Source organism: Bacillus sp. FSL K6-0138, from assembly GCF_037982765.1.
GTDB lineage: Bacteria > Bacillota > Bacilli > Bacillales > Bacillaceae > Bacillus > Bacillus glycinifermentans.
The window spans coordinates 3,050,692-3,076,742 of the sequence record NZ_CP150286.1 but is presented as its reverse complement, the minus strand read 5'-3'; the positions used below and the strand labels follow the sequence as shown (position 1 = coordinate 3,076,742).

At 46.1% G+C, this 26,051-nt stretch carries 21 protein-coding genes; 16 read left to right on the top strand and 5 right to left on the bottom strand.

Annotation, left to right across the window (positions count from 1 at the left end; genetic code table 11):
* Nucleotides 1–126: 126 nt before the first annotated feature.
* The 5 genes from MHB78_RS16295 (at nt 127) to MHB78_RS16275 (ending at nt 6,856) form a co-directional block, all read left to right on the top strand.
* Nucleotides 127–1,467, top strand: coding sequence for a polysaccharide biosynthesis protein (locus tag MHB78_RS16295; RefSeq protein ID WP_046132458.1), 1,341 nt, complete (start codon nt 127–129; stop codon nt 1,465–1,467).
* Between the two features lie 56 nt (nt 1,468–1,523).
* Complete coding sequence (gene stoA / locus MHB78_RS16290) at nt 1,524–2,021, top strand: endospore biogenesis thiol-disulfide oxidoreductase StoA (RefSeq protein ID WP_046132457.1); 498 nt, start codon at nt 1,524–1,526, stop codon at nt 2,019–2,021.
* Nucleotides 2,022–2,277: 256 nt separating this feature from the next.
* Entirely contained in the window at nt 2,278–4,185 is a 1,908-nt protein-coding gene (locus MHB78_RS16285) for a heavy metal translocating P-type ATPase (RefSeq protein ID WP_046132456.1), read from the top strand.
* Nucleotides 4,186–4,260: 75 nt separating this feature from the next.
* A protein-coding gene (locus MHB78_RS16280) for an IS3 family transposase (RefSeq protein WP_099047013.1) occupies nt 4,261–5,621 on the top strand; the annotation gives its coding sequence in 2 pieces (ribosomal slippage) (nt 4,261–4,732 and nt 4,732–5,621; 1,362 coding nt in all).
* 140 nt (nt 5,622–5,761) lie between these two features.
* Nucleotides 5,762–6,856: a Xaa-Pro peptidase family protein gene (locus MHB78_RS16275; RefSeq protein ID WP_046132442.1), complete on the top strand. Its 1,095-nt coding sequence runs from the start codon at nt 5,762–5,764 to the stop codon at nt 6,854–6,856.
* A gap of 97 nt (nt 6,857–6,953) precedes the next feature.
* On the opposite strand, the gene MHB78_RS16270 is transcribed toward MHB78_RS16275, so the two are convergent.
* On the bottom strand, nt 6,954–7,088 hold the full coding sequence (locus tag MHB78_RS16270) for a hypothetical protein (RefSeq protein ID WP_269082057.1): 135 nt from the start codon (nt 7,086–7,088) through the stop codon (nt 6,954–6,956).
* A gap of 107 nt (nt 7,089–7,195) precedes the next feature.
* On the opposite strand from MHB78_RS16270, the gene MHB78_RS16265 reads away from it, so the two are divergent.
* The 5 genes from MHB78_RS16265 to ptsP all read left to right on the top strand — a co-directional run bounded on the left by MHB78_RS16265 (nt 7,196) and on the right by ptsP (nt 13,527).
* On the top strand, nt 7,196–8,167 hold the full coding sequence (locus tag MHB78_RS16265) for a LacI family DNA-binding transcriptional regulator (RefSeq protein WP_046132443.1): 972 nt from the start codon (nt 7,196–7,198) through the stop codon (nt 8,165–8,167).
* A 67-nt stretch (nt 8,168–8,234) separates the two neighbouring features.
* Entirely contained in the window at nt 8,235–9,131 is an 897-nt protein-coding gene (locus MHB78_RS16260) for a transcription antiterminator (RefSeq protein WP_096891708.1), read from the top strand.
* A gap of 220 nt (nt 9,132–9,351) precedes the next feature.
* Nucleotides 9,352–11,451 carry a glucose-specific PTS transporter subunit IIBC gene (gene ptsG / locus MHB78_RS16255; RefSeq protein WP_046132445.1) on the top strand — a complete coding sequence of 700 codons (2,100 nt, stop codon included), beginning with the start codon at nt 9,352–9,354 and terminating at the stop codon, nt 11,449–11,451.
* A 91-nt stretch (nt 11,452–11,542) separates the two neighbouring features.
* On the top strand, nt 11,543–11,809 hold the full coding sequence (locus MHB78_RS16250) for a phosphocarrier protein HPr (RefSeq protein ID WP_006638411.1): 267 nt from the start codon (nt 11,543–11,545) through the stop codon (nt 11,807–11,809).
* Entirely contained in the window at nt 11,809–13,527 is a 1,719-nt protein-coding gene (gene ptsP / locus MHB78_RS16245; RefSeq protein ID WP_046132446.1) for a phosphoenolpyruvate--protein phosphotransferase, read from the top strand. Before MHB78_RS16250 ends, ptsP begins: the two co-directional genes overlap by 1 nt.
* Nucleotides 13,528–13,596: 69 nt before the next feature.
* Here ptsP and MHB78_RS16240 read toward each other — a convergent pair.
* A protein-coding gene (locus tag MHB78_RS16240; protein ID WP_231947441.1) for an IS3 family transposase occupies nt 13,597–15,152 on the bottom strand; the annotation gives its coding sequence in 2 pieces (ribosomal slippage) (nt 13,597–14,495 and nt 14,495–15,152; 1,557 coding nt in all).
* Between the two features lie 160 nt (nt 15,153–15,312).
* Here MHB78_RS16240 and MHB78_RS16235 point away from each other — a divergent pair.
* Both MHB78_RS16235 and splB read left to right on the top strand, forming a co-directional pair.
* Nucleotides 15,313–15,540 carry a transcriptional regulator SplA domain-containing protein gene (locus MHB78_RS16235; protein ID WP_046131854.1) on the top strand — a complete coding sequence of 76 codons (228 nt, stop codon included), beginning with the start codon at nt 15,313–15,315 and terminating at the stop codon, nt 15,538–15,540.
* A 69-nt stretch (nt 15,541–15,609) separates the two neighbouring features.
* Nucleotides 15,610–16,638, top strand: coding sequence for a spore photoproduct lyase (splB, locus tag MHB78_RS16230; protein WP_046131855.1), 1,029 nt, complete (start codon nt 15,610–15,612; stop codon nt 16,636–16,638).
* 69 nt (nt 16,639–16,707) lie between these two features.
* On the opposite strand, the gene MHB78_RS16225 is transcribed toward splB, so the two are convergent.
* Nucleotides 16,708–17,337 carry a GNAT family N-acetyltransferase gene (locus MHB78_RS16225; protein WP_046131858.1) on the bottom strand — a complete coding sequence of 210 codons (630 nt, stop codon included), beginning with the start codon at nt 17,335–17,337 and terminating at the stop codon, nt 16,708–16,710.
* Between the two features lie 144 nt (nt 17,338–17,481).
* Between MHB78_RS16225 and MHB78_RS16220 the strand changes: the two genes are divergently transcribed.
* The 3 genes from MHB78_RS16220 (at nt 17,482) to MHB78_RS16210 (ending at nt 21,219) form a co-directional block, all read left to right on the top strand.
* A complete protein-coding gene (locus MHB78_RS16220; protein WP_046131856.1) occupies nt 17,482–19,449 on the top strand; it encodes a methyl-accepting chemotaxis protein in 1,968 nt (655 codons plus the stop codon).
* 99 nt (nt 19,450–19,548) lie between these two features.
* The gene (locus MHB78_RS16215; RefSeq protein WP_046131859.1) at nt 19,549–20,334 is read left to right on the top strand and encodes an SDR family oxidoreductase; all 786 of its coding nucleotides are present in this window, start codon (nt 19,549–19,551) and stop codon (nt 20,332–20,334) included.
* Between the two features lie 12 nt (nt 20,335–20,346).
* Nucleotides 20,347–21,219: an NAD(P)-dependent oxidoreductase gene (locus tag MHB78_RS16210; protein WP_046131857.1), complete on the top strand. Its 873-nt coding sequence runs from the start codon at nt 20,347–20,349 to the stop codon at nt 21,217–21,219.
* Between the two features lie 31 nt (nt 21,220–21,250).
* Here the strand turns inward: MHB78_RS16210 and MHB78_RS16205 are convergent, their stop codons facing one another.
* Together MHB78_RS16205 and MHB78_RS16200 are read right to left on the bottom strand one after the other, a co-directional pair.
* Nucleotides 21,251–22,681: an IS1182 family transposase gene (locus tag MHB78_RS16205; protein WP_065894138.1), complete on the bottom strand. Its 1,431-nt coding sequence runs from the start codon at nt 22,679–22,681 to the stop codon at nt 21,251–21,253.
* 131 nt (nt 22,682–22,812) lie between these two features.
* Complete coding sequence (locus MHB78_RS16200; RefSeq protein WP_046132426.1) at nt 22,813–23,541, bottom strand: CAP domain-containing protein; 729 nt, start codon at nt 23,539–23,541, stop codon at nt 22,813–22,815.
* Between the two features lie 344 nt (nt 23,542–23,885).
* Between MHB78_RS16200 and MHB78_RS16195 the strand changes: the two genes are divergently transcribed.
* Entirely contained in the window at nt 23,886–25,994 is a 2,109-nt protein-coding gene (locus tag MHB78_RS16195) for a penicillin-binding protein 2 (RefSeq protein ID WP_046132425.1), read from the top strand.
* Nucleotides 25,995–26,051: the final 57 nt, after the last annotated feature.

Sequence of the window (26,051 nt, the reverse complement as noted above, 5' to 3'; positions counted from 1 at the left end):
CTGTCTACTTGACAGGGTGCAGATCAAAAGCCTTGGCTTTTTTATATTTGATAGCATGAAAAATAAAATAATTTTTGAACTTGTCTCATATGATGGGGTATAACCAGTGAGACAAGGAGAGACCTCATGAACCGTTTTGTGAAAGGAATTATTCTTCTATCGGTAGCTGCTTTTTTTGCAGAATGCCTTGAGTTCGTCATTAACATGATTCTCGCGCGGGAGCTTGGGGAGCATGGCATGGGGCTCTATATGAGTGTTTTACCTTCAATATTTTTGGTTGTGGTGATCGCGAGTCTCGAACTTCCCGTTTCCATATCAAAGTTTATCGCTGAATCCAATCCGAAGCTGCATGAAAGCATGCTGAAGCATGCCTTTCGAATGACGGCGCTTTGCACGGCGTTTTCTACGGCGGCAGCCGCCGTCATCCTTCCCTTTATCCCGATTTTTGATTCTTACCATCCCTTTATCAGAGGCCTTGTGATCGGCATGATTCCAACCGTCGCATTTACCTCGATTGCAAGAGGGTATTTTATGGGCGTCCAGCAAATGGGGAAAATCGCGACGGCAAATGCATTGAAAAAAATCTTTCAGCTGATCGGCTTGTTTTTATTTTTTCAATGGTATTCTTTTGAAATCGATACGTCTGTGTTGATCTCAGTGTTTGTGCTCGTTGCAAGCGAAGTCGTCGTGTTCGTTTATTTGTATTCCCAGTTTATTTTGGTCAGGCGGGCCGCCGCAAAGGGGCAGCATGTCCATTTGCGGAGAAGCGATGTGCTGAAACGGCTGCTCACCGTTTCCATACCGACTACCGGCATGCGCGTTTTCCATGCCGTCACAAATGCGGTCGAACCTTTTTTGGTGAAAGGGACGCTGATTGCCGCGGGCGTTTCTAAAACGGGGGCCGTCGATCAGTTCGGCATGCTTTCGGGAGTTGCGATGTCGATCGGTTTTTTTCCGGCTTTTATCGCCCATTCGCTTATGGTCGTCATGATTCCGAGCATTTCCGAAAGCTATGCGTACAGGCAATACGACAGGGTCATCAAACGGATCAAACAGGCGATTTTCATCACGCTGCTTTACGGTATACCGTCTGTGATGGTGATGTATCATTTTGCAGAACCGCTGACCCATTTGTTTTTTGATTCAGTAAAAGCGGCGTTTTACCTGAAGCTGCTTTGGCCGTATTTTTTATTCCACTTTTTTGTGATGCCGTTTCAAGCATGCCTGATCGGGATGGGCCTTGTCAAAGACGCCTTTTACCACAATGTCTGGGCAAGCGCTATATCGTTTTTGATGATGTATATCCTCGGTTCGATGGAGGAGCTGCAGATGACGGGGGTTATTCTCGCGATGAACACAGGAATGCTTCTTTTGACAGCTCTCCATTATGTCACGATTTGCAAGGAGCTGGGCGTGACCTTGATGTTAACAAATAAAACGGGATCTCCGCGAATCGAGAGCCGCTGATCTTCATAGTTTTTTCGTCTCCCGGGGAAGCTAATAAAAAAAGAAAGGGAGATACGATGAAAAGATATGGCATGATGCGTTATTCACTTATTTTTTTGCTTTCGGCAGGGATGTTCGCTTTTCAGCCTTCTGCGGCCGCCAAACTTGTGTCGCCGGCGGTGATGCACATGAAAACGATAGAAGGAGAGCGGGTCGTCATTCCCGCCGAAGGGCAAAAAACGATCATCCATTTTTGGACGACCTGGTGCCCGCCGTGCCGAGAAGAGCTTCCCCGCTTTCAATCCTATTACGATAAGAAGCATGAAGACGTAAGACTTATTACCGTCAACCTCTTGAATGCGGAGAAAAACGAACAGGCGGTGAATCGTTTTATTAAAGAGAACAACCTGTCATTTCCGATCGTTTTTGACCGCGATGGAGACATAATGAAGGAGTACAACGTCATGACGATCCCTTCGACGTTTTTCATTAACGAAAAAGGGGAGCTGGAGAAATCGGTCGTCGGGCCGATCACCGTTGAACAAATGAAGGAATGGGCGGAGAAAAAAAGCTGAAAATTTCTTTCGGCTTTTTTTATGATTTGATGCAAATGATAATTAATATCAAAAAGAAATTATAATAATTATTAGTTGAAACGTGAAGATACCATGCTATAATAAAAATGAACGTTCCCGTTTTTGCATCGCATAAAGCGGGAATAGCTATCAAATAACTGAAACCTTTACTTTTTATGCTGCCGTAGAAGGCGGCAATTTGTTTTTTATAAGGAAATTGACGATGAATTACATTCTCAATTAGGAGGAACCAACAATGCAATTAGAGATTCGAAATAAGACTGAGCATCGGCATCCGATTTTCAATTTTGACTATGTAAGGCAGCATGGCGAATTGGCTGCGGCTCTTTTATCAGGCATACTGATTGCCGCAGGCTGGCTGTTCTCCGCCCGTGAAACGCTGTCTGCCGCCCTTTTTCTCGCCGCTTTTTGCATTGGGGGCTTTGCCAAAGCAAAAGAGGGGATACTTGAAACGTTATCGGAAAAGACGCTGAACGTTGAGCTTTTGATGATATTTGCGGCGATTGGCTCCGCCCTGATCGGCTATTGGGCGGAAGGCGCAATTTTGATTTTTATTTTCTCCCTCAGCGGAGCCCTTGAGACATATACGCTAAATAAAAGCAAACGCGACTTGACATCCCTGATGAAATTGGAACCGGAAGAAGCCGTCCGATTGGAAGACGGGAGACAGAGAAAGGTTGCGGCAGCGGAGCTTGAGGCGGGAGACGTCATCATGGTCAAACCCGGTGAACGAATCGCAGCTGACGGTGAAATCGAATCAGGACAGACAAGTGTCGATGAGTCTGCGCTCACGGGCGAATCGATTCCTGTTGAAAAAAAGGGCGGAGATGCCGTTTTTGCGGGCACCGTCAATTTAAACGGCTCTTTGACTGTCCGCGTCAAAAAGGCGAACAAGGACTCGCTTTTCAAAAAAATCATCAAGCTGGTCGAATCTGCGCAAAACAGCGTATCTCCGTCGCAAGCGTTTATTGAACGCTTTGAAAATGTATATGTGAAAGGCGTTCTGCTCGCAGTCGGACTGCTGCTTTTTCTGCCGCATTATATGCTCGGCTGGACTTGGAGCGAGACATTCTACAGAGCGATGGTGTTTATGGTCGTCGCCTCGCCTTGTGCGCTTGTTGCGTCGATCATGCCTGCCGCACTGTCGCTGATATCAAACGGGGCAAGAAACGGCCTGCTTGTAAAAGGAAGCGTCTTTCTTGAGAAGCTCGGAAACAGCAAAATCGTCGCATTGGATAAAACGGGAACGATCACGTACGGAGCACCGGCCGTTGAAGATATGCTTCTTGCCGAAGGCACCGCCGAAAATGAATGCCTGACCGCCGCGGCTGCGATCGAACAGCAGTCAAATCACCCCCTTGCAAAAGCGATTGTCGAGTATGCCGATGCAAAAGGAATTCACCCTGATGCAAACGTATCGATTGAAGAGACTTCGGGATTCGGGGTGAAAGCGCAATTCGAAGGAGAAACATGGCTTATCGGCAAAGCCGGCTATGTCGGCGAAGATGAGGTCATCCGCGCCTTTGGAGATTCGGTTAAGCGTCTGTCCGAGGAAGGAAAAACGGTCGTGTACGTAAAAAAAGGCGACCGGCTCGCAGGCTGCTTTGCGCTCAAGGATCAAATCAGGCCAGAGGCGAAAGAGGTCATCGGCGAGCTGAACCGCCTCGGTATTCAGACTGCGATGCTGACAGGCGATCAGCCTGAAACAGCAGCGGCCATCGCGCGGGAAGCGGGACTGAACATCGTCGTATCCGAATGTCTGCCTGACAGCAAAGTAACGGAAGCGGAAAAGCTAAAGGAAACGTACGGAACGATCGTCATGGTCGGAGACGGGATCAATGATGCACCAGCTCTCGCGTCCGCCGACGTGGGAGTCGCCATGGGAGGCGGGACTGATGTAGCGCTCGAAACGGCGGATATCGTGCTTATGAAAAATGATTTGAAGGGATTGACGAAACTGATCCGGCTGTCACAGAAAATGAACACGATCATTAAACAAAACGTCATCTTTTCGCTCAGCATCATCTGCCTGTTGATCTGCAGCAACTTCCTCCAGATCCTCGACCTGCCGCTCGGCGTCATCGGCCACGAAGGGAGCACGCTGCTTGTCATCTTAAACGGACTCAGGCTTTTAAAATCTTAATGTAGCAAAAGGCTGCCGTGTTGAACTGCACCCCAATTGTTAGACACCATCTAACAATCGGAGGTGCAGTTTTTTATGGCTAAATTTACAGCTGAGGAAAAAATACAAGCGGTCAAAAGGTATCTTGCGGGTAGGGAAGGGCATAAAACAATCGCCAGAGAGATCGGTGTTTCGTCAGGTGTGTTTCAGGTATGGATTCGCAAATACCATTACCATGGAGAAAGTGCGTTTCAAAAACTCTATACAACCTATTCTGTAGAAGATAAACTGAAGGTACTTCACTATATGATCGAAAATGGGACGTCGATCCGTGAAACAGCCGCCATCTTCAATATTCAAGCACCTTCTACGGTGGCTCAATGGCAGAAACTGTTCGAAACCGGAGGAATCGATGCCCTAAAACCGATGAAAAAGGGGCGGCCGTCAATGACAAAGAAAAATCAAAAAAGAACGAAGAAACAAACACCGCAAGAAGGATCAGTGGAAGCCATGCAGGCTGAAATTGAACGTCTGCGAATGGAGAATGCCTACTTAAAAAAGTTGAATACCTTAGTTCAAAACAAGGAAAAATTACAAAACAAGAAAAGGCCCAAGTAGTATTTGAACTAAGGACTGAATTTCCGGTAAAAGCCCTGCTTAAACTGGCTGGAATTCCGCGCAGTACGTATTATTACTGGGTCAAAACCTTCGGTCTTCCAGACAAAGATGCCAAATTAAAAACACTGATTCAATCGATTTATCATGAACATAAAGGCCGTTACGGGTACCGCCGGATACGCGACGAGCTTAAAAACCGGGGATATCAAATGAATCATAAAAAAATATATCGCCTCATGAAGGAACTGGGGTTGAAATGTCTCGTACGGATGAAAAAATACCGTTCGTATAAAGGAGAAACCGGCACGGTGGCACCAAACAGGCTAGAGCGGAATTTCAAGGCGGAAAAGCCGAAGATGAAATGGGTAACAGATATCACGGAATTTAAATTATTTGGGGAGAAGCTCTATTTATCGCCAATGCTTGATTTATTTAATGGCGAAATCATTGCTTATACAATTGGATCCAGGCCAACGTATTCATTGGTATCCGAGATGTTGGAAAAATCATTTGAACAGCTGACAGATAAAGAAAATCTGTTGATTCACTCCGATCAGGGCTGGCACTATCAAATGAAACAGTATCGCCACGCCCTAAAGGAACGAAATATTATTCAAAGTATGTCTCGTAAGGGAAACTGTTACGATAACGCGGTCATTGAAAGTTTCTTTGGTATTTTAAAATCAGAGTTTATCCATTTCAACGAATTTCAAAGCATCGAGCATTTTAAACAAGAGCTCGTAACATATATCGATTACTATAATCACAAACGGATCAAGGCAAAATTAAAAGGCATGAGCCCAGTACAATACCGGATTCATGCCAGTCATGTTACTTGAGAAAATAAGCTGTCTAACTTTTGGGGGTCACTTCAAGCCAACCGGCAGCCTTTTCCTTTCCCGGCCTTCATCAGGCACGCTCCTTAAAAAACTGATACAATATATAGATGAAGCAACATGTTTTTAGGAGGGAACCGGACGTGAAAAGAATTGAGCAACTTTCATCCTGGCTGAAGGAACAAGGTATTTCGTCAGCTTTTATCCATTCAAAAGAAAATGTGTTTTATTTGACTCACTTTTATACAGACCCGCATGAACGGCTGATGGGCGTTTTCGTGTTTCAGCATGAGGAGCCGTTTTTTGTTTGTCCGCTGATGGAGAAAAATCAGGCGAAAGAGGCCGGCTGGGCGTATGAAATCATCGGATATGAGGATCATGAAAATCCGTGGGATCTCATTTCAGCCGCGCTCCAAAAACGCGGCTTGCGCCTTGCGAAGGTCGCAGTCGAAAAAGAAGCGATCTCCCTGTCGCGCGCCGAAATGCTGAAGCACGTTACAAATGGGGCGGAACTCGTTTCCGCGGAAGAAAAGCTGAACGAACTTCGCGTCGTTAAGGATGAAAAGGAAATCGGCATTCTCCGCGAAGCGGCAAAGCTTGCCGACTACGGGGTTGAAGCGGGGGCAGCCGCTCTAACAGAGGGCATCGCGGAAATCGATGTCGTCGCCAAAATCGAATATGAGTTGAAGAAAAAGGGAATTCAGGGGATGTCGTTTTCCACGATGGTCTTATTCGGGGAAAAATCTGGCCAGCCGCACGGCAATCCCGGCAGCCGGACATTAAGAGCGGGCGATTTTGTCCTTTTTGATCTGGGCGTCATCATCGACGGGTATTGCTCTGACATTACGAGGACGCTCGTCTTCAAAAACGCGAGCGACCGCCAAAAAGACATTTACGAAACCGTCCTCCAAGCCGAAACCGCTGCCCTTGAAATGAGCAGGCCCGGCGTCAGAATCGGCGATCTCGATTTAAAAGCGCGGGGAATTATCGAAAAAGCCGGTTACGGAGACTATTTTCCGCACCGCCTCGGCCATGGGCTCGGAATCTCACCCCACGAATATCCGTCCATGAGCCATAACAATGATGAGCTGTTAAAAGAAGGAATGGTATATACGATTGAGCCCGGCATCTATGTACCGGAAATCGGCGGGGTCCGAATCGAAGATGATGTGCTCGTTACATCAGACGGCTCAGAAGCGCTTACCCGGTTCCCGAAAGAGCTTACTGTGATTTCCTGAATGTTGGAACCCGCTTGCTGCGGGTTCTTTTTTGTAGATGATAAACCGTGAATTCTCTTCCTCTTTATTTTGACTTCTTTTACACTAAAGAGAGAAATCAATCCTTTGAAATGAAAAAGTCGTCAAAAGAGCGGAACGGCTCGACTTTATGTTTTTCGTTGAGCGGCCTCATCGCTGCTTTTGAAGACAGTACGATGATGATGCATAAGAAGATCAGAATAAAAATACCCATATTTCTTCTCCTTTCTGAAATGAAAACGTGATCAGCACCGATGCTGTTTTCATTTTAGAGTATGAAATGCATTTCAGAGCAAGAATGAAATGAAAGAAGGGAAACGAATGGTGAATATCAGGGAAATAGCCGAAGCTGCAGGTGTTTCAATTACGACCGTTTCAAGGGTTCTTAACGGCCATCCTTACGTGAAGGAAGAAAAGCGGAAAAAGGTTCTTGAAACGATCGAACGGCTCGAATATACGAGAAACGTGCATGCAGTTCATCTGTCGAAAGGCTTTTCAAACATGATCGGCGTTGTGCTGCCGACGGTCAGCATGCCGTATTTCAGCGAACTGATCGAAGGCATCGCCGAGGAAGCGGCCGAGTCCGGGGTCCATTTTGCGCTTTATCAGACGGATTATCAGCTTGAAAAGGAAATGTTTGCGTTAGAACAGCTGAAACAGCGGCAGGTGGACGGCTTGATTTTTTGTTCGAAAGCGATGTCAGATGAAGAGCTTTTGAATTGGCGGGATACGGGTCCGTTCATTCTGTGCCAGGATTCAAAGGATCCCCGTTTTTCAACGGTCAGCATCCCGCATCATGAAGCGTTTCGCCGCGGGCTCGATTTTTTGATCGGAAAAGGCCATCGAAAAATAGCGATCGGCTTGGCGCGCAAACATGGTGTGAACAGCCATTTCCGGCTGGCGGCGTATCAGGAAGCGCTTGAAGCCATCGGTGAACCTTACCGGGATGAGTGGGTTTTTGAACGATCGCTTACGATTACCGACGGGCAAAAGCTGTTTTCCAAATGGAGCGGAATGGACGAAAAACCGACTGCGATTTTTGTGGCTAATGATCAAGTATCAGCAGGGCTTTATCTTGAGGCGAAAAAACACCGTGTCGATATTCCCGGAACCCTTGCCTTATTAAGCTGCGATAACCAGCCGATCAGCGAAGTGCTCGGCATTTCAACGATCGAAATCAAGACGAAGGAAATGGGGAGGCACGCCTTTCGTCTTCTCCAAAACAGAATCAAAGGGGAGGAGCCGGAAAAGCAGGTCGTTTCCTACAGATTGATTGAAAGATCGACAGTATAAGTGAAATATCAGTGATAAAAATTCGACATTTTTCATCAAAAACGGCAAAATAAATTGACGCGCTTTCATGAGTTTTGTACGATATGAGAGATTGAATGACAAAAAGGAGCTGAGGATCGTGAACAGATCCTTCACCGTTGAAAAGGTACTCAACAACAACGTTTTAATCGCCCTTCATGAAGACTATAAGGAAGCCGTTTTGATTGGAAAAGGGATCGGGTTTGGCAAAAAGCGCGGAGATCTTATCGAACACGAGAACTATGAAAAAATGTTTATTCTGGAAAATGATAAAGAACAATCGCAGTATAAGAAGCTCCTCACATATGTCGATGAAAAAATGGTTGATATCGCCAATGACGTCATTTACCATATCGCGCAAAAAATCGGCCAGCCGCTCAATGAGCATATCCATGTCGCGCTGACAGATCATATCGCATTTGCTGTCAAGCGATTGGAACAAGGCTTTGATATGAAAAATCCGTTTTTGCTTGAGACGGAATCCCTTTATCCGAAAGAATACGAAGTCGCCAAAGAAGCTGTTGACATGATTAATGAACAATCGGGCATTCAGCTTCCGGAAGGGGAGATCGGTTTTATTGCCCTTCATATTCACAGCGCTTTGACAAACAGGCCGCTTTCGGAAGTCAATCAGCATTCGCAGCTCATTTCGAAGCTTGTCCAGGTGATTGAAGACGCCTTTCAAATGAAGGTGAACAGGGAAAGCGTCAACTATTTGCGCCTGATACGGCACCTGCGTTTTACGATCGACAGGATTACGCGGGAAGAGCCGACTCAGGAACCGGAAAAATTAATGTTGTTGTTGAAAACGGAATATCCGCTATGTTACAATACTGCTTGGAAGATGATCAAAATCTTGCAGCAATCGCTCAAGAAACCTGTTCATGAGGCAGAAGCCGTTTACTTAACATTACATTTGTACCGTTTGACTAATAAAATTTCATAAACACCTTTATAACGTGTTACTGATTCGATCAGGCATGAGTGAAAAAAGGGAGGAAATGAAGACGCTGTCTTTCGTTTCTTTGTGTACCCGCTTTCACCATGCCTTTTTGTCGTTTAAAAAAGGAAATGTAAACGGTTAAATTGAAAAAGAATGTCTTTTGAATGTGTTTGTCATGTTTTTTTGCTGTAAGGTCAAACTATCCTTAGAGGGGGTATACACCATGTTTAAATCGCTATTCGGCGTTCTGCAAAAAATCGGACGGGCGCTCATGCTTCCTGTTGCGATTTTACCGGCCGCAGGTATCCTGCTTGCCCTCGGTAACGCCATGCAAAATCCGCAAATGACAAAGGTCGCGCCGTTCCTGACCAATGGCACGGTCCAGCTCATTGCAAAGGTTATGGAAAATTCGGGAGACATCGTCTTCTCCAACCTTCCGCTCCTGTTTGCGGTCGGGGTCGCCATCGGGCTTGCAAATGGAGACGGAGTCGCAGGAATTGCCGCCATTATCGGATACCTTGTCATGAATGTAACGATGAGCGCGGTGCTTTTGCAAAACGGTACCATTCCGAGCGATGCAGTTGAAAGAGCGAAATTTTTCACGGAAAACCATCCGGCTTACACGACAATGCTGGGAATTCCGACATTGGCAACCGGGGTATTCGGCGGGATTATCGTCGGTGTTCTGGCTGCCGCCATGTACAACAAATTTTACAAAATCGAACTTCCGCAATATTTGGGATTCTTTGCCGGAAAGCGTTTTGTTCCGATTGTAACATCTGTCTGTGCATTAATTCTCGGTCTGATCATGCTGATTGTCTGGCCGCCGATCCAAGGCGCCCTTAACAGCTTCTCAAACGGGCTCCTTGCTGCAAACGAGGCACTGGCCGCGTTTGTCTTCGGTATCATCGAGCGCGCGTTGATTCCGTTCGGTTTGCATCACATTTTCTATTCTCCGTTCTGGTATGAGTTCTTCAGCTATACCGATAAAGCCGGAGAAATCGTCCGTGGTGACCAGCGGATCTTCATGGCGCAGATTAAAGACGGCGTCCAATTGACCGCAGGAACATTTATGACAGGTAAATATCCGTTCATGATGTTCGGTCTGCCTGCTGCTGCGCTTGCAATTTATCATGAAGCAAAACCGGAAAACAAAAAGCTTGTTGCCGGCATCATGGGTTCAGCCGCGTTGACATCTTTCCTGACGGGGATTACTGAACCGCTTGAATTTTCATTCCTGTTCGTCGCACCGATTCTGTTTGCGATTCACTGCGTGTTCGCAGGACTGTCTTTCATGATAATGGACATCTTGCACGTCAAAATCGGTATGACATTCTCCGGCGGGCTGATCGATTTCTTCCTGTTCGGAATTCTGCCTAACCGTACGGCATGGTGGCTTGTCATTCCTGTCGGTTTGGTGCTTGCCGTTATTTACTACTTCGGGTTCCGATTTGCGATCCGCAAGTTCAATCTGAAAACGCCGGGCCGCGAGGATGCCGCAGCCGAAACCGCTTCTGAAGGCGGCGGGGAAACGACGGGAGATCTGCCTTATGAAATTCTTGCCGCAATGGGAGATAAAGAAAACATCAAGCACCTTGATGCTTGTATCACAAGGCTGCGCGTAACGGTCAACGACCAGAAAAAAGTTGACAAAGAACGCTTGAAAAAGCTTGGTGCATCTGGAGTTCTTGAGGTCGGAAACAACATTCAGGCCATCTTTGGACCTAAGTCTGACAATTTGAAATCGCAAATGCAGGATATCATGTCAGGTCGGACGCCAAGACCTGCAAAAGCCCCGGATGCCGGCGGCGAAGTTGAACAGCAGGTTGAAGAAGTCATGGTAGAGCCTCTTCAAAATGAAGCGGGAGAAGAAGTGTTTGTTTCACCGCTTTCCGGAGAGATTCACCCGATCACGGACGTTCCTGACCAAGTATTCTCAGGCAAAATGATGGGCGACGGATTTGCGATTCTCCCTTCAGAAGGTACGGTCGTTTCTCCTGTGAAAGGGAAAGTGCTTAACGTCTTCCCGACAAAGCATGCGATCGGCCTGCAATCCGACGGCGGCAGAGAAATTCTGATTCACTTTGGAATCGATACCGTCAGCTTGAAAGGGGAAGGCTTCACGGCGTTTGTTTCTGAAGGAGACCGCGTTGAACCGGGACAGAAAATGCTTGAAGTCGACATTGAAAAAGTGAAGGATAAAGTACCGTCTCTCATGACGCCAATCGTTTTCACAAACCTGAAAGAAGGCGAAAGCGTAAGCCTTAATGTGGAAGGCTCTGTCAGCATGACACAAGACGAAATCGTCCGCATCGAAAAATAAGTTCATAAAATGGCCGTACTTGTCAGATGACATGTGCGGCTGTATGATATAATATTGTGAATGTATTAAAGCTAAAAGGAGATTGATTAAAATGGCACAAAAAACGTTTAAAGTAACTGCAGACTCTGGTATCCACGCACGTCCTGCGACTGTTCTCGTACAAACTGCAAGCAAATACGATGCAGATATCAATTTGGAATATAACGGTAAAACCGTAAATCTAAAATCAATTATGGGCGTTATGTCTCTTGGCATTGCGAAAGGTGCCGAAATTACGATTTCTGCTTCAGGTGCTGACGAGAATGATGCACTTGCTGCATTGGAAGATACAATGAAAAGCGAAGGACTTGGCGAGTAATGCTTGAATTAAAAGGAATAGGAGCTTCAGCCGGTATTGCAATTGCAAAAGCATATCGGCTTGAGGAGCCTGATCTAACGGTTGAAAAGAAAAACATCTCTGATTTTGAAGCGGAAGTTAATCGTTTTGACCAAGCAATCGAGGATTCAAAAAAAGAGCTTGAAACGATTAAAAGCCATGCTTTGAAAGAGCTTGGCGAAGATAAAGCAGAAATTTTTTCCGCGCATCTTTTAGTATTGAGCGATCCTGAGCTGTTAAACCCTGTAAAAGATAAAATCAAATCAGATTCCGTGAATGCGGAATTTGCTTTGAAAGAGACGGCTGACATGTTCGTATCCATGTTCGAGTCAATGGATAACGAATATATGAAGGAACGCGCAGCAGACATCCGTGATGTCACGAAGCGCGTCACAGGACATCTTCTCGGCGTCGATATTCCGAATCCGAGCTTGATTTCCGAAGAAGTGGTCATCGTTGCCGGTGACTTGACTCCGTCTGATACAGCGCAGCTGAACCGCCGTTTTGTTAAAGGGTTTACAACGGATATCGGCGGACGTACGTCCCACTCAGCCATCATGGCCCGCTCTTTGGAAATTCCTGCGGTTGTCGGTACGAAAGCGGCGACGAAGGAAATTCAAAACGGCGTGACTGTTATCGTCGACGGCATCAATGGCGATGTGATCGTTGATCCTTCACAAGAGATCATCGCTCAATACGAACAAAAACACCAAAAGTTCCTGGAGCAAAAAGCTGAATGGGCCAAGCTCGTCAACGAGCCGACCGTCACAAAAGACGGCCATCATGTCGAACTTGCCGCCAACATCGGTACGCCTGACGATGTAAAAGGCGTTCTCGAAAATGGAGGCGAAGCCGTCGGACTTTACCGCACAGAGTTCCTTTACATGGGAAGAGACCAGCTTCCAACAGAAGAAGAGCAATTCGATGCCTATAAAACCGTTCTCGAGCGTATGGAAGGCAAATCCGTTGTCGTTCGTACCCTTGATATCGGCGGAGACAAAGAGCTTCCATACTTGGAACTGCCAAAAGAAATGAATCCTTTCTTAGGATACAGAGCCATCCGTCTTTGCCTGGATGAGCAGGAGATTTTCAGAACGCAGCTTCGTGCGCTGCTACGGGCAAGTACATATGGAAACTTGAAAATTATGTTCCCTATGATCGCGACCGTTAATGAATTCAAAGAAGCGAAAGCGATTCTCCTTGAAGAAAAAGAAAAGCTTCAATCAGAAGGCCACAAGGTGTCCGATGACATCGAAGTCGGCATGATGGTTGAAATTCCGTCGACTGCGGTTATAGCCGACCAGTTTGCGAAAGAAGTTGATTTCTTCAGCATCGGAACAAATGACCTGATTCAATACACAATGGCTGCCGACCGGATGAACGAACGCGTTTCATACCTTTATCAGCCGTACAACCCTGCGATTCTCCGCTTAATTACGCTTGTCATTGAAGCGGCTCATAAAGAAGGAAAATGGGTCGGCATGTGCGGCGAAATGGCTGGGGACGAAATTGCGATTCCGATTCTTCTCGGCCTTGGCCTTGACGAATTCTCAATGAGCGCAACATCGATTCTTCCGGCAAGAACGCAAATCAGCAAGCTTTCTAAAAAAGAGGCGGAATCTTTTAAAGAACAAATTCTTTCTATGAGTACAACAGAAGAAGTCGTTCAATTCGTAAAAGATACATTCAAATTGTCTTAATTGACGAAGGAAACCCGGACATTTTGAACTGCACCCTGTCAAGTAGACAGTGGAAATAACTCAAACACACTAGACGGCTTTAGCCCTGTATTCCACCGGGCTGAGGCCGTTTAGTTTTTCTTGTAGACGATCGTGGTTGTAAAAGTGGATATATTCGTCAATATCATGTTGAAGCTCCTCGAACGTCTCGTATGAATTCCGTCTGTATTTCTCGCATTTTAATTTCCCCCAAAACGACTCGATGGGGCCGTTATCAATACAGCGGCCGACGCGGGACATACTCTGTGTCATATTTGCGTTTTCAATCATCCTTCTAAACTGGTGGGACGTGTATTGAAAACCTCTGTCGCTGTGAAGGAGAGGACGTGCGTTTGGGGCTGCCTCAAGCGCTTGGTTCAAGGTTTTAAACACAAGGGCGTTATTATTGGATTTCCCCAGCACATAAGACACGACCATTCCCTCATGAAGATCTAAAATGGCACTGAGGTACGCTTTCCGATGGCCGTATTTTAGCTCTGTCACATCAGTCACCCATTTTTGATTTGGTTTGTCCGCTTTAAACTCTCGATTCAGGATATTTTCGGACACATGTTGAGGCGTCGCTTTGCCGTAACGTTTTTTCTTCCGCCGAATGACACACTCCAGCTTGGCAATTTTCATCAGCCGATAGATGCGCTTATGATTGAGGCGCTCTTTAAAGCGGCGGTTCATGTTTAAGGTCATTCTGCGGTATCCGTAGATACCGCCAATTTGTTCGTGAAGTAGCGCCATTTTGGCGATAATCTTTTCATTCTGTTTTTCTCTCGCTGAAGGTACTCGGCTCCTCCATTTGTAATACCCCTGGCGCGAAACTTCGGCAATCTCACATAACATTTGGACAGAAAAGCCTTCTTTTCGATTCAGCTCTAAAATGGCGAGATATCGATCTTCGTACCGAACCTGACTTAGAACCGCCTCCTTTTGATCTCTTCCAACTTTTTTAAGAACGCATTCTCTGCGCGCAAACGCTCATTTTCCTGTTCCAGCCGTTTGTTTTCCCGTTGAATTTTTTCTTCAGGTGTCAATTCTTCTTCGGTTTTGCGTTTCCCTCGGTTGTCTTTTAAGGCCTCTTCTCCGCCTTCTTGATACTTTTTCACCCATTGATACACCTGTTGGTAGGAGACTTGATGAATCTCCATTGATCTGGCGTAGTCCTTTCCATGAGCTAGACAATCCTTCGCAATCTCAATCCGTTCTTCCAATGAAACGTTCTTCCGTTTGGTCATCAAACGATTCCTTCCTCTCCCGCTGTCTTTTAACGTTTTATGACCATTATAAAGCTCAACCCACTTCATGAGTACGGATTTACTGGAAATCTTATATTTTCTCGAGATTTCTCTTTGAGAGTAGCGTCCGGATAAGAAGTCTTTCACGGCATTGTATTTTAATTCTGCGGGATAGAACTTATGGCGCTTTGAACGTTCCAAACTCTCCACACCCGCCATATCATGCGATGTTCTCCATTCACGAATCGTTTCGGCATGAATGCCATATTTTTCTGCGATCTCCTTCACCGAATTATTGCCCTGATCACATTCTGATAGAATATTCAATTTTTCTTCTTTTGAAAACCATTTTCCAGCCATGAAAAAACTCCCCCAAGGCAAACAGATTTTTTTATTTCATCTGTCTACCTTTAGGGGAGCATATCATTTATGTCTGGGTTTTTTGTTGTTTGTTCTGAATGCAGCCTGCTGCGGACGGGGATAATACGAGTTGACCCGAAAAGAGAAGGGAGTTTTTCTCATGTCAAAACAACATGTCAAAGCCGGGGATCATGTGTATGTCATATACCGGAACCCGCATGCTGCAAACGTAGCGCATATCAAGGAAGCCGAGGTTGTCGAGCATCCCCTTCACGAAGGCGAACTGGCACTGTTTATTTATGATACGTATCATGCGTTCGCCGAGGATGATGCCGTTTTTTCTTCATACGAGGAGGCAGAGCGGCTTTACCGGGATTTGTTTGAGTAAAGTCCGCATATAAACGGGGAATATGGCAAAAAGTATTGGAAATAAGTAAAGGATGTGTGCTTTTTTCCAATGATAAAACCGTTTGTTCCCCAGCTTGTCTATATTGAGCCGCGCGCTTTGGAATATCCGCTCGGAAGGGAGCTGAAAGATAAATTTTCCCGAATGGGACTAGAGATCAGAGAGACGACTTCCCACAACCAGGTACGGAATATACCGGGAGAAGGCCATTTGCAAAAATACCGAAACGCAAAATCGACTTTAGTGATCGGCGTCAGAAAAACGTTAACTTTTGATTCGTCAAAGCCTTCCGCTGAATATGCGATACCGTTTGCGACCGGCTGCATGGGCCATTGCCACTACTGCTATCTGCAGACGACCATGGGAAGCAAGCCGTATATCAGAACATATGTCAATGTTGAGGAAATTCTTGATCAGGCGGATCAATATATGAAAGAGAGGGCTCCGGAGCAGACGAGGTTTGAAGCATCCTGCACGTCTGATATCGTCGGAATCGACCATTTAACCCACACGTTAAAGCGGGCGATCGAGCATTTTGGACAAACCGATCTCGGCAGGCTGCGCTTCGTCACGAAATTCCACCATGTCGACCATCTGCTCGACGCAAAGCACAACGGCAAAACAAGATTCAGATTCAGCGTAAACGCAGACTTCGTGATTAAAAACTTTGAGCCGGGCACATCCCCGCTGGACAAGCGGATTGAAGCGGCCGTTAAAGTCGCGGAAGCCGGCTATCCGCTCGGCTTCATCATCGCGCCTATTTACATTCACGACGGCTGGCAGGATGGCTACAGAATCCTTCTCGAAAAGCTGGATCAGGCGCTGCCGCGCCATGTCAGAAATGACATTACATTTGAAATGATCCAGCATCGATTTACAAAACCGGCCAAACGGGTTATCGAAAAAAACTATCCGAAATCAAAGCTCGAACTTGATGAAGAAAAGCGCCGCTACAAATGGGGCAGATACGGGATCGGAAAATACATTTATCAAAAAGACGAAGAAGCGGAGCTGCGAAGCGCATTGGAATCGTATGTCGACAAGTATTTTCCCGAATCCAAGATCGAGTATTTTACATAGGAGAGCCCTTTTTCCCCTTGATTGTGCTGGTCCGGAACCTTCTTTGCAATCAGGGGGTTCCTTTTATCATCATGTCAAAAAAGGATTTTTCCATTCCATCAATACAGCATTATTCAGCGATTCCTCATCTTCAAGATACTCCGGAATGACGCAAAGAGGCGACCGTCCGCAGTGCAGAAGGAACGACAGAACAGGATCCCGCTTTTTGCCGTCTAAAACGGCCTGCACATATTGTTCAGGGGACATGCTATGAGCCGACTTGTGGTAGCAGGGGATGCGCCCGCCTCCCAAAAGCCGTTCGAGACCTTTAAACACCGTCAATTCATACATCGTCTGCATCAGCCGCTTCCCGATTCCGAGTTTCCGGTACAGAGGGGAAACGGAAATATCAACGACATAAAGAGCATTGCCGTCTTCCTGATGATTCCGGATGTACCCACGATCTGTCGCGTCTTCCCATTTGTGGCGGGGGCGATCCGGATCAAAATTGATGATCAAACCTGTCATTGAGCCGATGATGCGCCCTCCTAACGCTGCGCAAAGCGCACCGTCCCGAAAAACGTCAATATGTGAACGTAGCTGTTTTTCATTCCATAAAAGCTCTTCCGGAAAAGGCGGAGGAAAGCATTCTTTTTGCAGAGAAACCAAAGCCGGAATATCTTTATACGAATAATTGCGGATCTCCACCTGCTGGTACATTGCACCGTAATCGACAAAAAACTGTTTGAGGATCACCCATCACCCCTTTTTCATTTCCCTTCATTATAAATTGATTTTTGTCTTAAACAATAGGAATAAAAGCCGATAAAAAATATGAAAGTGTATGTAAAAAGGAGGGGTCGCGTGTTTAAAAAACTGCACATTAAAATTGCGGGTTTCGTAGCTGTCGTCCTGATCTTGACAGTGATCGTTCTCCAATTTTCAACAACGTTCATCCTAAAATCGATGCTTGAGGAAGAAGCAAAAGATTCTACTTCAAGCCTGCTCAGTTCGCTTAAAGGAAATATCGAGCTCCAGCTGAAAAACTATGAAACGGCGCTTGAGCAAATAAGCGACGGGCAATTGGCCCAAACGTTCCTCAAAGACAGGAACGGCGACATCACGAAGCTACTCAACGATGATTTAAAACAGATAAAAGAGAAAAATGAGTTTGTCAATTTAGTTTATATCGGTACAGATCAAAAGGAAATGTTCACATTCCCTAAGAAAACGTTTGAAAAAAACTATAATCCGGCTGAAAGACCTTGGTATAAAGGAGCTGAACAAACGCCTGACAAAGTCGTCTGGACGGAGCCATACAAAGACGCCGTTTCCGGAGAGCTGACCATCACGGCTGCAAAAGCGATCGTAATCGATCAAAAAGTAAAAGGAGTCGTCAGCTTTGACCTGTCCTTAGATTCAATCAACAAAATTATTGAAAACCAAAAAATGCCTTATGATGGATATGCGTTTTTAATCGACAAACAGGGGATGATGCTGGCGCATCCGTCAAAACAAGGCGAAGATATGTCGCAGGATCAGACATATAAAAACGTCCTTTCCGGACAGGACGGCATCAAGATAGGCAAAGACAGCGTCATCGCATATCAGACCGTCGGCAGCACCGGTTGGAAAATCGGCACGCAATTTGAAAGCGGAAAGCTGCTATGGGTCGCGGGTGAAATGAACAAAATGGTCATCATCATTTCTGCAATCGCTTTAGCGGCCGCCATTATTTTGAGCTATTTCCTGGCGAAATCGATTACAGGGCCGATTAAGCAGCTCATTACCAAGACAAAAGCTGTCGCTGAAGGTGATTTAACCGTTCAGTCTGTTGTTAAATCAAAAGACGAAATCGGCACGCTGACAAATGACTTTAACAAAATGGTCGATCATATGAAAGAGATGATCCTTAAAGTAAGGGCGTCCTCCGGAAAAGTATCTGAATCGACCGACCGGCTGAGTGCGGTATCAGAGGAAACGGTATCGACGAGCGATGAAATCGCCAAGGCGATTGAAGAAGTGGCAGCCGGTGCGACAGAACAGGCTGCCGAGGTCGAAACCGTAAATGAAAAATCCGAACGGCTGTCTGTCAAAATTAAAGAAATCGAAAACCACGCCGACAGCATCCAGAAGCTTTCGAGAACGTCGGAAGATGCAAGCTACGAGGGAATCGATGCGCTCGGCCAGCTGTTGGCAAAATCGAATGAAGCCAATGCCGAAACGAAAAAAGTGGAGCAAATGCTTCAAAAACTCGAAGAAAAAACGAAAAACATCGAAGAAGTCGTCACAGCGATTTCAGCCATCTCGGACCAAACCAACCTGCTCGCCCTTAATGCGAGCATTGAAGCGGCCCGGGCCGGAGAAAGCGGGCGCGGTTTCGCCGTAGTGGCGGAGGAAGTCAGAAAGCTGGCCGAACAATCGGCTGCCTCATCCCAGAACATCAGCGAAACCGTCAAACAGATTCAGCTTGAAACAAAAGAAGCCGTCTCAGCCATGACGGAAGCGAGCAAGATGAATGAACAGCAAAATGACATGATTCACGAGACGGGAGAAGCGCTCAGTAAAATTACCGCAGAAATGCAGGAACTCGTCAAATCGATTGATCACATTTATTCAGAGATCTCGGTGATGAGCGCCGAGCAGCAGCAGATGACGGATTCGATCCAAAGCATTTCAGCCATTTCCCAGCAATCGGCAGCAGCCGCTGAGGAAGTCAATGCTTCCACAAACGAACAGCTTGCGGCGCTAGAAACGATTGCGACATCGACCGAAACGCTCAGTACTGCAAACAAAGAGCTGCTGGACGCGATTAACAAATTTAACGTATAACGAACAAACGCCGCCCCCTCTTTTAAGGAGGGGGTTCTCCTTTATTCCAATTTTCAGGCGACGCATGGTACACTATAAAAAAGAAGGGAGCTGATGTCTGTGGATTTAAAGATCAAAGGAAAAACCGCGCTTGTCGCCGCAAGCAGCAAAGGACTGGGGAAAGCGATCGCCTCCGCGCTTGCTGAAGAAGGCGCCAATATCATGCTGTCTGGAAGACATGAAGCATCCTTAAAAGGTGCCGCACAAGAACTCGACGCGCTCGGCAGCGGCTCTGTATCTTACCAAGTGTGCGACCTTGCAAACGCAGAGGACATTCAAGCGCTTGTTCGAAAGACGGCCGAAACCTACGGGGCGATCGACATGCTTGTCAACAATGTCGGGGGTCCAAAAGGCGGGGGTCTGCTGGAGCTGACGGACGAAGATTGGACATCATCGTTTGAGCTTCATTTGCTCAGCTATATCCGCTTAATCCGGGAGACTCTTCCTTATTTAAAAAAAGGCGGCGGACGGATTATCAATATTGCTTCATCATCAGTCAAACAGCCGATTCCGGGGCTTTTATTGTCAAATACGTTCCGGATGGGCATCGTCGGCCTCACGAAAACACTGGCGGAAGAGCTGGCGGACGATCGGATTTTGATCAACACGCTGGCACCGGGAAGAATTGCGACAGACCGCGTTGCAGAGCTTGATCGGCAAAAAGCCGAAAAAACGGGCCTTTCCCAAGATGAGGTTAAAGAAGACTATGAAAAGCAAATCCCGCTCGGTTTCTATGGACGGCCTGAAGATTTTGCCCAATATGCAAGCTTTCTTTTATCTGGACGCAATACATATATGACTGGGCAAACATTGTTAGTAGACGGCGGTATGGTAAAAGCAATTTAAGGAGGAGACAACATGAAACAAACGATCGGATTCGTCGGTCTGGGGGTCATGGGAAACAGCATGGCGTCTCATATTTTAACAGAAGGGTATCCGGTAGTCGTCTATACGAGAACAAAGCGGAAGGCCGATAACCTTCTTGAAAAAGGAGCAGAGTGGAAATCCTCCGTTAAAGAACTGGCGGAAGCGGCAGATGTGATCATCACAATGGTCGGTTATCCGCAGGATGTCGAGGAAGTGTACTTTGGAAGCGGGGGTATTATTGAAAATGCCAAAAAGGGTTCGTATCTTATTGACATGACAACCTCAAAGCCGTCGCTCGCCAAAAAAATCGAAGCGGCTGCCAGGAAGAAGTCACTCTACGCATTGGATGCCCCGGTATCAGGGGGAGACATCGGCGCGCGGAACGGCACGCTCGCCATTATGGTCGGCGGAGAACGGAAGGCTTTTGAAGATTGCTTGCCGATTTTTTCGATCATGGGCGAAAACATTCAATATCAAGGACCTGCAGGCAGCGGCCAGCATACGAAAATGTGCAATCAGATCGCGATTGCCGCAGGGATGATCGGCGTCGCAGAAGCGATGGCCTACGCCAAAAAATCGGGTCTTGACCCGGAAAATGTACTAAAAAGCATCACCACCGGAGCCGCAGGAAGCTGGTCTCTTTCCAACCTCGCGCCAAGGATGCTGAAAGGCGACTTTGAACCGGGTTTTTATGTCAAGCATTTTATTAAAGATATGGGAATCGCGCTTGAAGAAGCCGAGCTGATGGGAGAAAAAATGCCGGGACTTGAGCTCGCGAAATCCCTTTATGACCGCCTCGCTGAAAAAGGCGAGGAAAACAGCGGCACACAAAGCATCTACAAGCTATGGACAGAGTATCAATAAACGAAAAACCACTTGCAAATCGCAAGTGGTTTCAGACCGTTGACAAAACAGGTCGGATTTTAAAAATCCGACCTGTTTTTGTCCATTTTATTCTATTATTTCGATCAGAAGGCTGGCGATTAGGACCCTTCCAGGTCCAATTCGCCAGCTTTTTCAGATTCATGGCAGCGAAAACAAGCATCGCCTGCATGGACAATTTTTTCTTTCCCCGTAGGGTTGTCCAGCGCAGGCCATGCTTATGTTTTAAATCGGCAAAAACTCGTTCGATCGTCTCTTTACGTTTGGCATAGATTTGTTTATTCTCTTCCGTATGCCGAAGATGATCAGCTTCGTCTAAATGATCCTGCCAGATATGTCTGTGAATCATCTTTCGATGATCTCTACTTTCTGTACATGTATGTAGTAATGGACATGGTTTACATCGTTTTGGATCTGAAGCATACTCTCGATAACCTTGCCGATTGGTTGTGCGATAGGAGAGAATATGGTCTTGCGGGCAGATATAGACATCATAAAATTCATCGTAAACATACTCGTGTTTTCTCATGAATCCTTTTTTGGTTTGCGGACGCGTGTAAGGCATAACAGGGCGAACGTTTTCTTCATGAAGAAATTTTGCGATAACCGGTGTTTTGTATCCGGCATCAACTGCGACCGTATGAGGCTTGGCAACGCGCTCTTTTACTTGTTGAAACAGCGACGCGAACACTTGGCTGTCATGGATATTGGCAGGCTCAACAACCGTTCCCAGCACAAATCCGTTCCGATCACAAGCTGTATGAAATCCATAGGCAAAAAGACGTTCTCGTTCGCCTTTGACAAAATATCCGCTCTCAGGATCAGTTGTACTTTCCTTTACTTCTCGTTCCTCTAAGCATCGCCTGGGCTTTAAGGGCTTTTTTCCGTTCGCTTCGCGATCGGCATTAATTTCTTGATCTAGCTGCTCCTGATAAGCTCTTGTTTCTTTTCTTACGATCTTTTTCACAAACTTTTTCTTATTGGCATTCGCTTTGACATGTGTGCTGTCGATGAAGGCGACCGAAGGATCGACGAGGCCGAGATCCATGGCTTGACGTAAAATCTTATAGAAGATTGTTTCAAATAGGTCTGTGTCATGAAAGCGACGTTCATAGTTTTTACTGAAGGTTGAAAAATGAGGGATTTTTTCAGAGAATCCATATCCAATAAACCAGCGATAGGCTACATCAGTTTCGATTCGCTTAATGGTTTCGCGCATGGAGCGATGACCAAACACGTATTGAATGAGCACCATTTTAATCAGTACAACAGGATCAATACTTGGACGCCCTTTTGAAGAATAAAGAGGGGCAACTTTTTCATAAATAAATGAAAAATCAATGGCTTCTTCCATCTTCCTGACCAAATGGTCTTCAGGTACAAGCTCACTTAAGGCAAAGACTTCAAGCTGTTCACGCTGATCTTTAGAGTGTTTGGTCAACATGGTAAAACCTCCAAAAATTAGATTCCACACACATTTTAACAAAAAAAGCTTGTCGATCAAGCCACTTTTTTTGTGACTTTGTCGACAAGCTGAAACCACTTGCAAATCGCAAGTGGTTTTTTTGATCAGGCTTATTTTCCGATAAACTGCTGAGTCCAGATGTTTCCGTCTTTCACATAGCCGACACCGATATTTGTAAAGTCAGGGTTCAGAATGTTTTTTCTGTGGCCCTCACTGTTCATCCAGGCTTGTACGACTTCTTTTGGCGTTCTTTGGCCTTTTGCGATGTTTTCACCTGCTGTACGGTATGTGATGCCGAATTTCTTCATCATGTCAAAAGGAGATCCGTAAGTCGGGCTGTTGTGATCAAAGTAGTTTTTATCTCTCATATCTTCAGATTTTTTGCGGGCGACGCTGCTTAGTTTCTCATCCAGTTTCAGAGGTTTTAAGCCGCGTTTAGTTCTTTCGGCGTTTGTCAGGTCAACGACTTCTTTTTCATATGCACTTACTGAAGAAGCTGTCGTGTTTTGCTTTGTTTCAGAAGACTGCTCTTTAGAAGCCGCAGGTTTTGAAGCTTCCTGTTTCTGAGCAGGCTTGGACGCTTTTGGAGCCGGAGCAGATGCTTTCGGCTGATTTCCTTGATTCATATAAGAACGAAGCAGAGACTGAATTTTTTCCTGGTCAGCTTTAGACAGCTGGTTCGGATTTTGAATATTCAGCTTGCCGGCCAAATCAGAAATATTTATAGAATGAATGGTTTTCACTTGAACTTGAGGCTGCTCTTTAGCATCCGCATGCTGACCGCTGAACGTGAAGATCGATGCAGCAGCAGCCGCTGATAGAAGAAAAGCTTTTTTCATAAACTATGATCCTCCTAAATGTTGTAGTTTTGTTTTGTACACTAGCATCATAACATGCGTTTTTTGAAATAATTGATCCATTAATTTCCTTTGACGTGCAGTTGTTGTTAACTTTGTTATAAAAAAAGGGAAAATCCTTTTCTGACAATGTGCAACCAATTTGTATTTTTACACGTCTTGTCATAAACGTACCAAATTTTAAATATGTTAGATAAATTTTAATAGAAAAAGTGATTGACAGCCTTTTTCAAAACTACAGATTGTAACAACCATTACAAAAGTGTTACAATAAGACTCAGTTATTTAATGCAAAAGTGGAATATCGTGAGAGGAGAGAGTTGTGGGTGACTGAAACTGGACATGATCCGGCTCAAATAAAAAAAAGCAGGCGTTCACGCATGTGGCGGATTAATCTGTATTTCTTTGCAGTGTTCACTTTGTTCGCCGCACTGATCGTGAAGCTCGGCCTCGTACAAATCGTCAACGGAGAGGAATATGAGCGTCAGGCTTCAAAAACCGAAGCCAAAATCGCGTCTTATCCGGCTCCCCGGGGCAAAATGTACGACAGAAACGGCAGGGTTGTCGTTGACAACCAAAGCGTCCCGGCGATTACGTACACGGTGACATCGAATACAAAAACGAAAGAAAAAATCAGCACGGCCAAAAAGCTTGCAAAGCTGATCGATATCGATACGTCATTTCTGAAAGAGAGAGACTTGAAGGACTACTGGCTTGCCGCACATCCGAAAAAAGCCGAGGCGCTTTTGAGCAAGGATGAGAAAAAACTGGAGTCCAGCAAAACATACGCCCTTCAGGTTGAACGGGTTCCAGCCGAAGAAATCGCAGCCCTTAAGAAAGATAAACAGGAGCTCGAAACGGCGGCGTTTTTCAGAAGATTTTCCGGCGGCTACGCCTATGAACCGCAAATCGTAAAATCGATGAATCCGAAAACCGCGGCAAAGGGGGACGCCCAGCTGCTTGACGAAAAAACGTCAAAACAGCAGCCTGCCCGCGATTTAACGTATGAAGAGGTGTCGCGCGTCTCCGAGCATCTTGAAGAGCTGCCCGGGGTCGACGTCATTATGGACTGGACGCGGAAATATCCTTACGAGAAGACGCTGCACTCGATTTTCGGAGGCGTTACGACACCTGAGCAGGGGCTGCTCAAGGATAGGCAGGATTTTTACCTGACGAGAGGCTACGCGCGGAATGACAGGGTCGGAAAAAGCTATCTCGAGTATCAGTATGAAGAATATTTAAACCCGAAAAAAGCGAAGGTGCAATATACGGAAAACCGTTCAGGCGAGGTCGTCAGCCAGAAAACGGTCGATGAAGGAAGACGCGGCTACGATCTGCAGCTGACGTTCGATATAGAGCTCCAAAAGAAAGTCGAAGAGGCTATCGAAGAGGAGCTTAATAAATTCCGCGGCTCAAACTACATGCTGGACAGAGCGTTCGTCGTCATGATGGATCCGAACAACGGAGACATTCTGTCAATGGCCGGAAAGCGGATCGTCGACGGCAAAATAACCGATTATGCGATCGGCACTTTTACGACACAGTATGAAATGGGGTCGGCGGTCAAAGGCGCGACAGTGCTTGCCGGTTATCAAGACGGTATGCCGCACGGGCAGAGATATTTAGATCATCAGCTGACCTTCGCAGGTAATGTTAAAAAAGGCTCCTACAGAGGAAACACCATCGGCTGGGCTGATGAAGTCAGAGCGCTGGAAAAAAGTTCGAACGTTTATATGTTTTATGTGGCATTGAGGATGGCTGGCATAACGTACACACCGGGCGCCCCCCTTCCGGCAGACCTGGAGGACTTAAAGAAAATGAGGTATTACTACAATCAATTTGGGCTCGGCGTGAAAACAGGCATTGACTTGCCGCAGGAGTCGGCCGGGATGCAGACGAACCCGAAAATAGTCGGGGGTCTCCTTCTTGATGAAGCGATCGGACAGTTTGACACATACACGCCTCTGCAGCTCGCCCAATACGTTTCAGCGATTGCCAACGGCGGATACAGAGTGCAGCCGAGAGTCGTGAAAAGCATCCACCAGCCTGAAAGCGAAAAACTCGGTCCTGTCATTGAAGAGCGTTCTCCCAATGTTCTTAATCGCATCAACAATTCCGAAAGCGACATCGCCATCGTCAAGCGGGGATTTAAAAGAGTAACCCAGACGGGAACTGCCGCCGGCGCATTCGGTTCGCTTGACGTATCAGGCAAAACCGGAACGGCAGAGACGAACTACTACGGTACAAACCGAAACTGGTGGGGTACACCAACTTACAATATCACCTTTGCGGGCTATTACCCATCGGAAAATCCGCAGGTTGCCTTCAGTGTAGTCGTTCCGTCTGTTGACGACAAAACGAAGATGAATAAAAACATCGCTGCCAAAATCGTCAAAGCTTATGTCGATCTGCAAAAAAAATACAGCAAAGATTAGACAAAAAAGAACACGGGTCAATTCCGTGTTCTTTTTTTGTTATCAAAATTTGACGAA

What these genes read in the sequence shown, in the direction of transcription:
- MHB78_RS16270 (WP_269082057.1), bottom strand. Translation starts at nt 7,088, where the DNA reads ATGGGTATTTTTATTCTGATCTTCTTATGCATCATCATCGTACTGTCT.
- MHB78_RS16295 (WP_046132458.1), top strand. Translation starts at nt 127, where the DNA reads ATGAACCGTTTTGTGAAAGGAATTATTCTTCTATCGGTAGCTGCTTTT.
- MHB78_RS16210 (WP_046131857.1), top strand. Translation starts at nt 20,347, where the DNA reads ATGAAACAAACGATCGGATTCGTCGGTCTGGGGGTCATGGGAAACAGC.
- MHB78_RS16260 (WP_096891708.1), top strand. Translation starts at nt 8,235, where the DNA reads ATGAGTTTTGTACGATATGAGAGATTGAATGACAAAAAGGAGCTGAGG.
- MHB78_RS16200 (WP_046132426.1), bottom strand. Translation starts at nt 23,541, where the DNA reads ATGAAAAAAGCTTTTCTTCTATCAGCGGCTGCTGCTGCATCGATCTTC.
- MHB78_RS16225 (WP_046131858.1), bottom strand. Translation starts at nt 17,337, where the DNA reads ATGTACCAGCAGGTGGAGATCCGCAATTATTCGTATAAAGATATTCCG.
- MHB78_RS16205 (WP_065894138.1), bottom strand. Translation starts at nt 22,681, where the DNA reads ATGTTGACCAAACACTCTAAAGATCAGCGTGAACAGCTTGAAGTCTTT.
- stoA (WP_046132457.1), top strand. Translation starts at nt 1,524, where the DNA reads ATGAAAAGATATGGCATGATGCGTTATTCACTTATTTTTTTGCTTTCG.
- ptsG (WP_046132445.1), top strand. Translation starts at nt 9,352, where the DNA reads ATGTTTAAATCGCTATTCGGCGTTCTGCAAAAAATCGGACGGGCGCTC.
- MHB78_RS16285 (WP_046132456.1), top strand. Translation starts at nt 2,278, where the DNA reads ATGCAATTAGAGATTCGAAATAAGACTGAGCATCGGCATCCGATTTTC.
- splB (WP_046131855.1), top strand. Translation starts at nt 15,610, where the DNA reads ATGATAAAACCGTTTGTTCCCCAGCTTGTCTATATTGAGCCGCGCGCT.
- ptsP (WP_046132446.1), top strand. Translation starts at nt 11,809, where the DNA reads ATGCTTGAATTAAAAGGAATAGGAGCTTCAGCCGGTATTGCAATTGCA.
- MHB78_RS16250 (WP_006638411.1), top strand. Translation starts at nt 11,543, where the DNA reads ATGGCACAAAAAACGTTTAAAGTAACTGCAGACTCTGGTATCCACGCA.
- MHB78_RS16265 (WP_046132443.1), top strand. Translation starts at nt 7,196, where the DNA reads ATGGTGAATATCAGGGAAATAGCCGAAGCTGCAGGTGTTTCAATTACG.
- MHB78_RS16235 (WP_046131854.1), top strand. Translation starts at nt 15,313, where the DNA reads ATGTCAAAACAACATGTCAAAGCCGGGGATCATGTGTATGTCATATAC.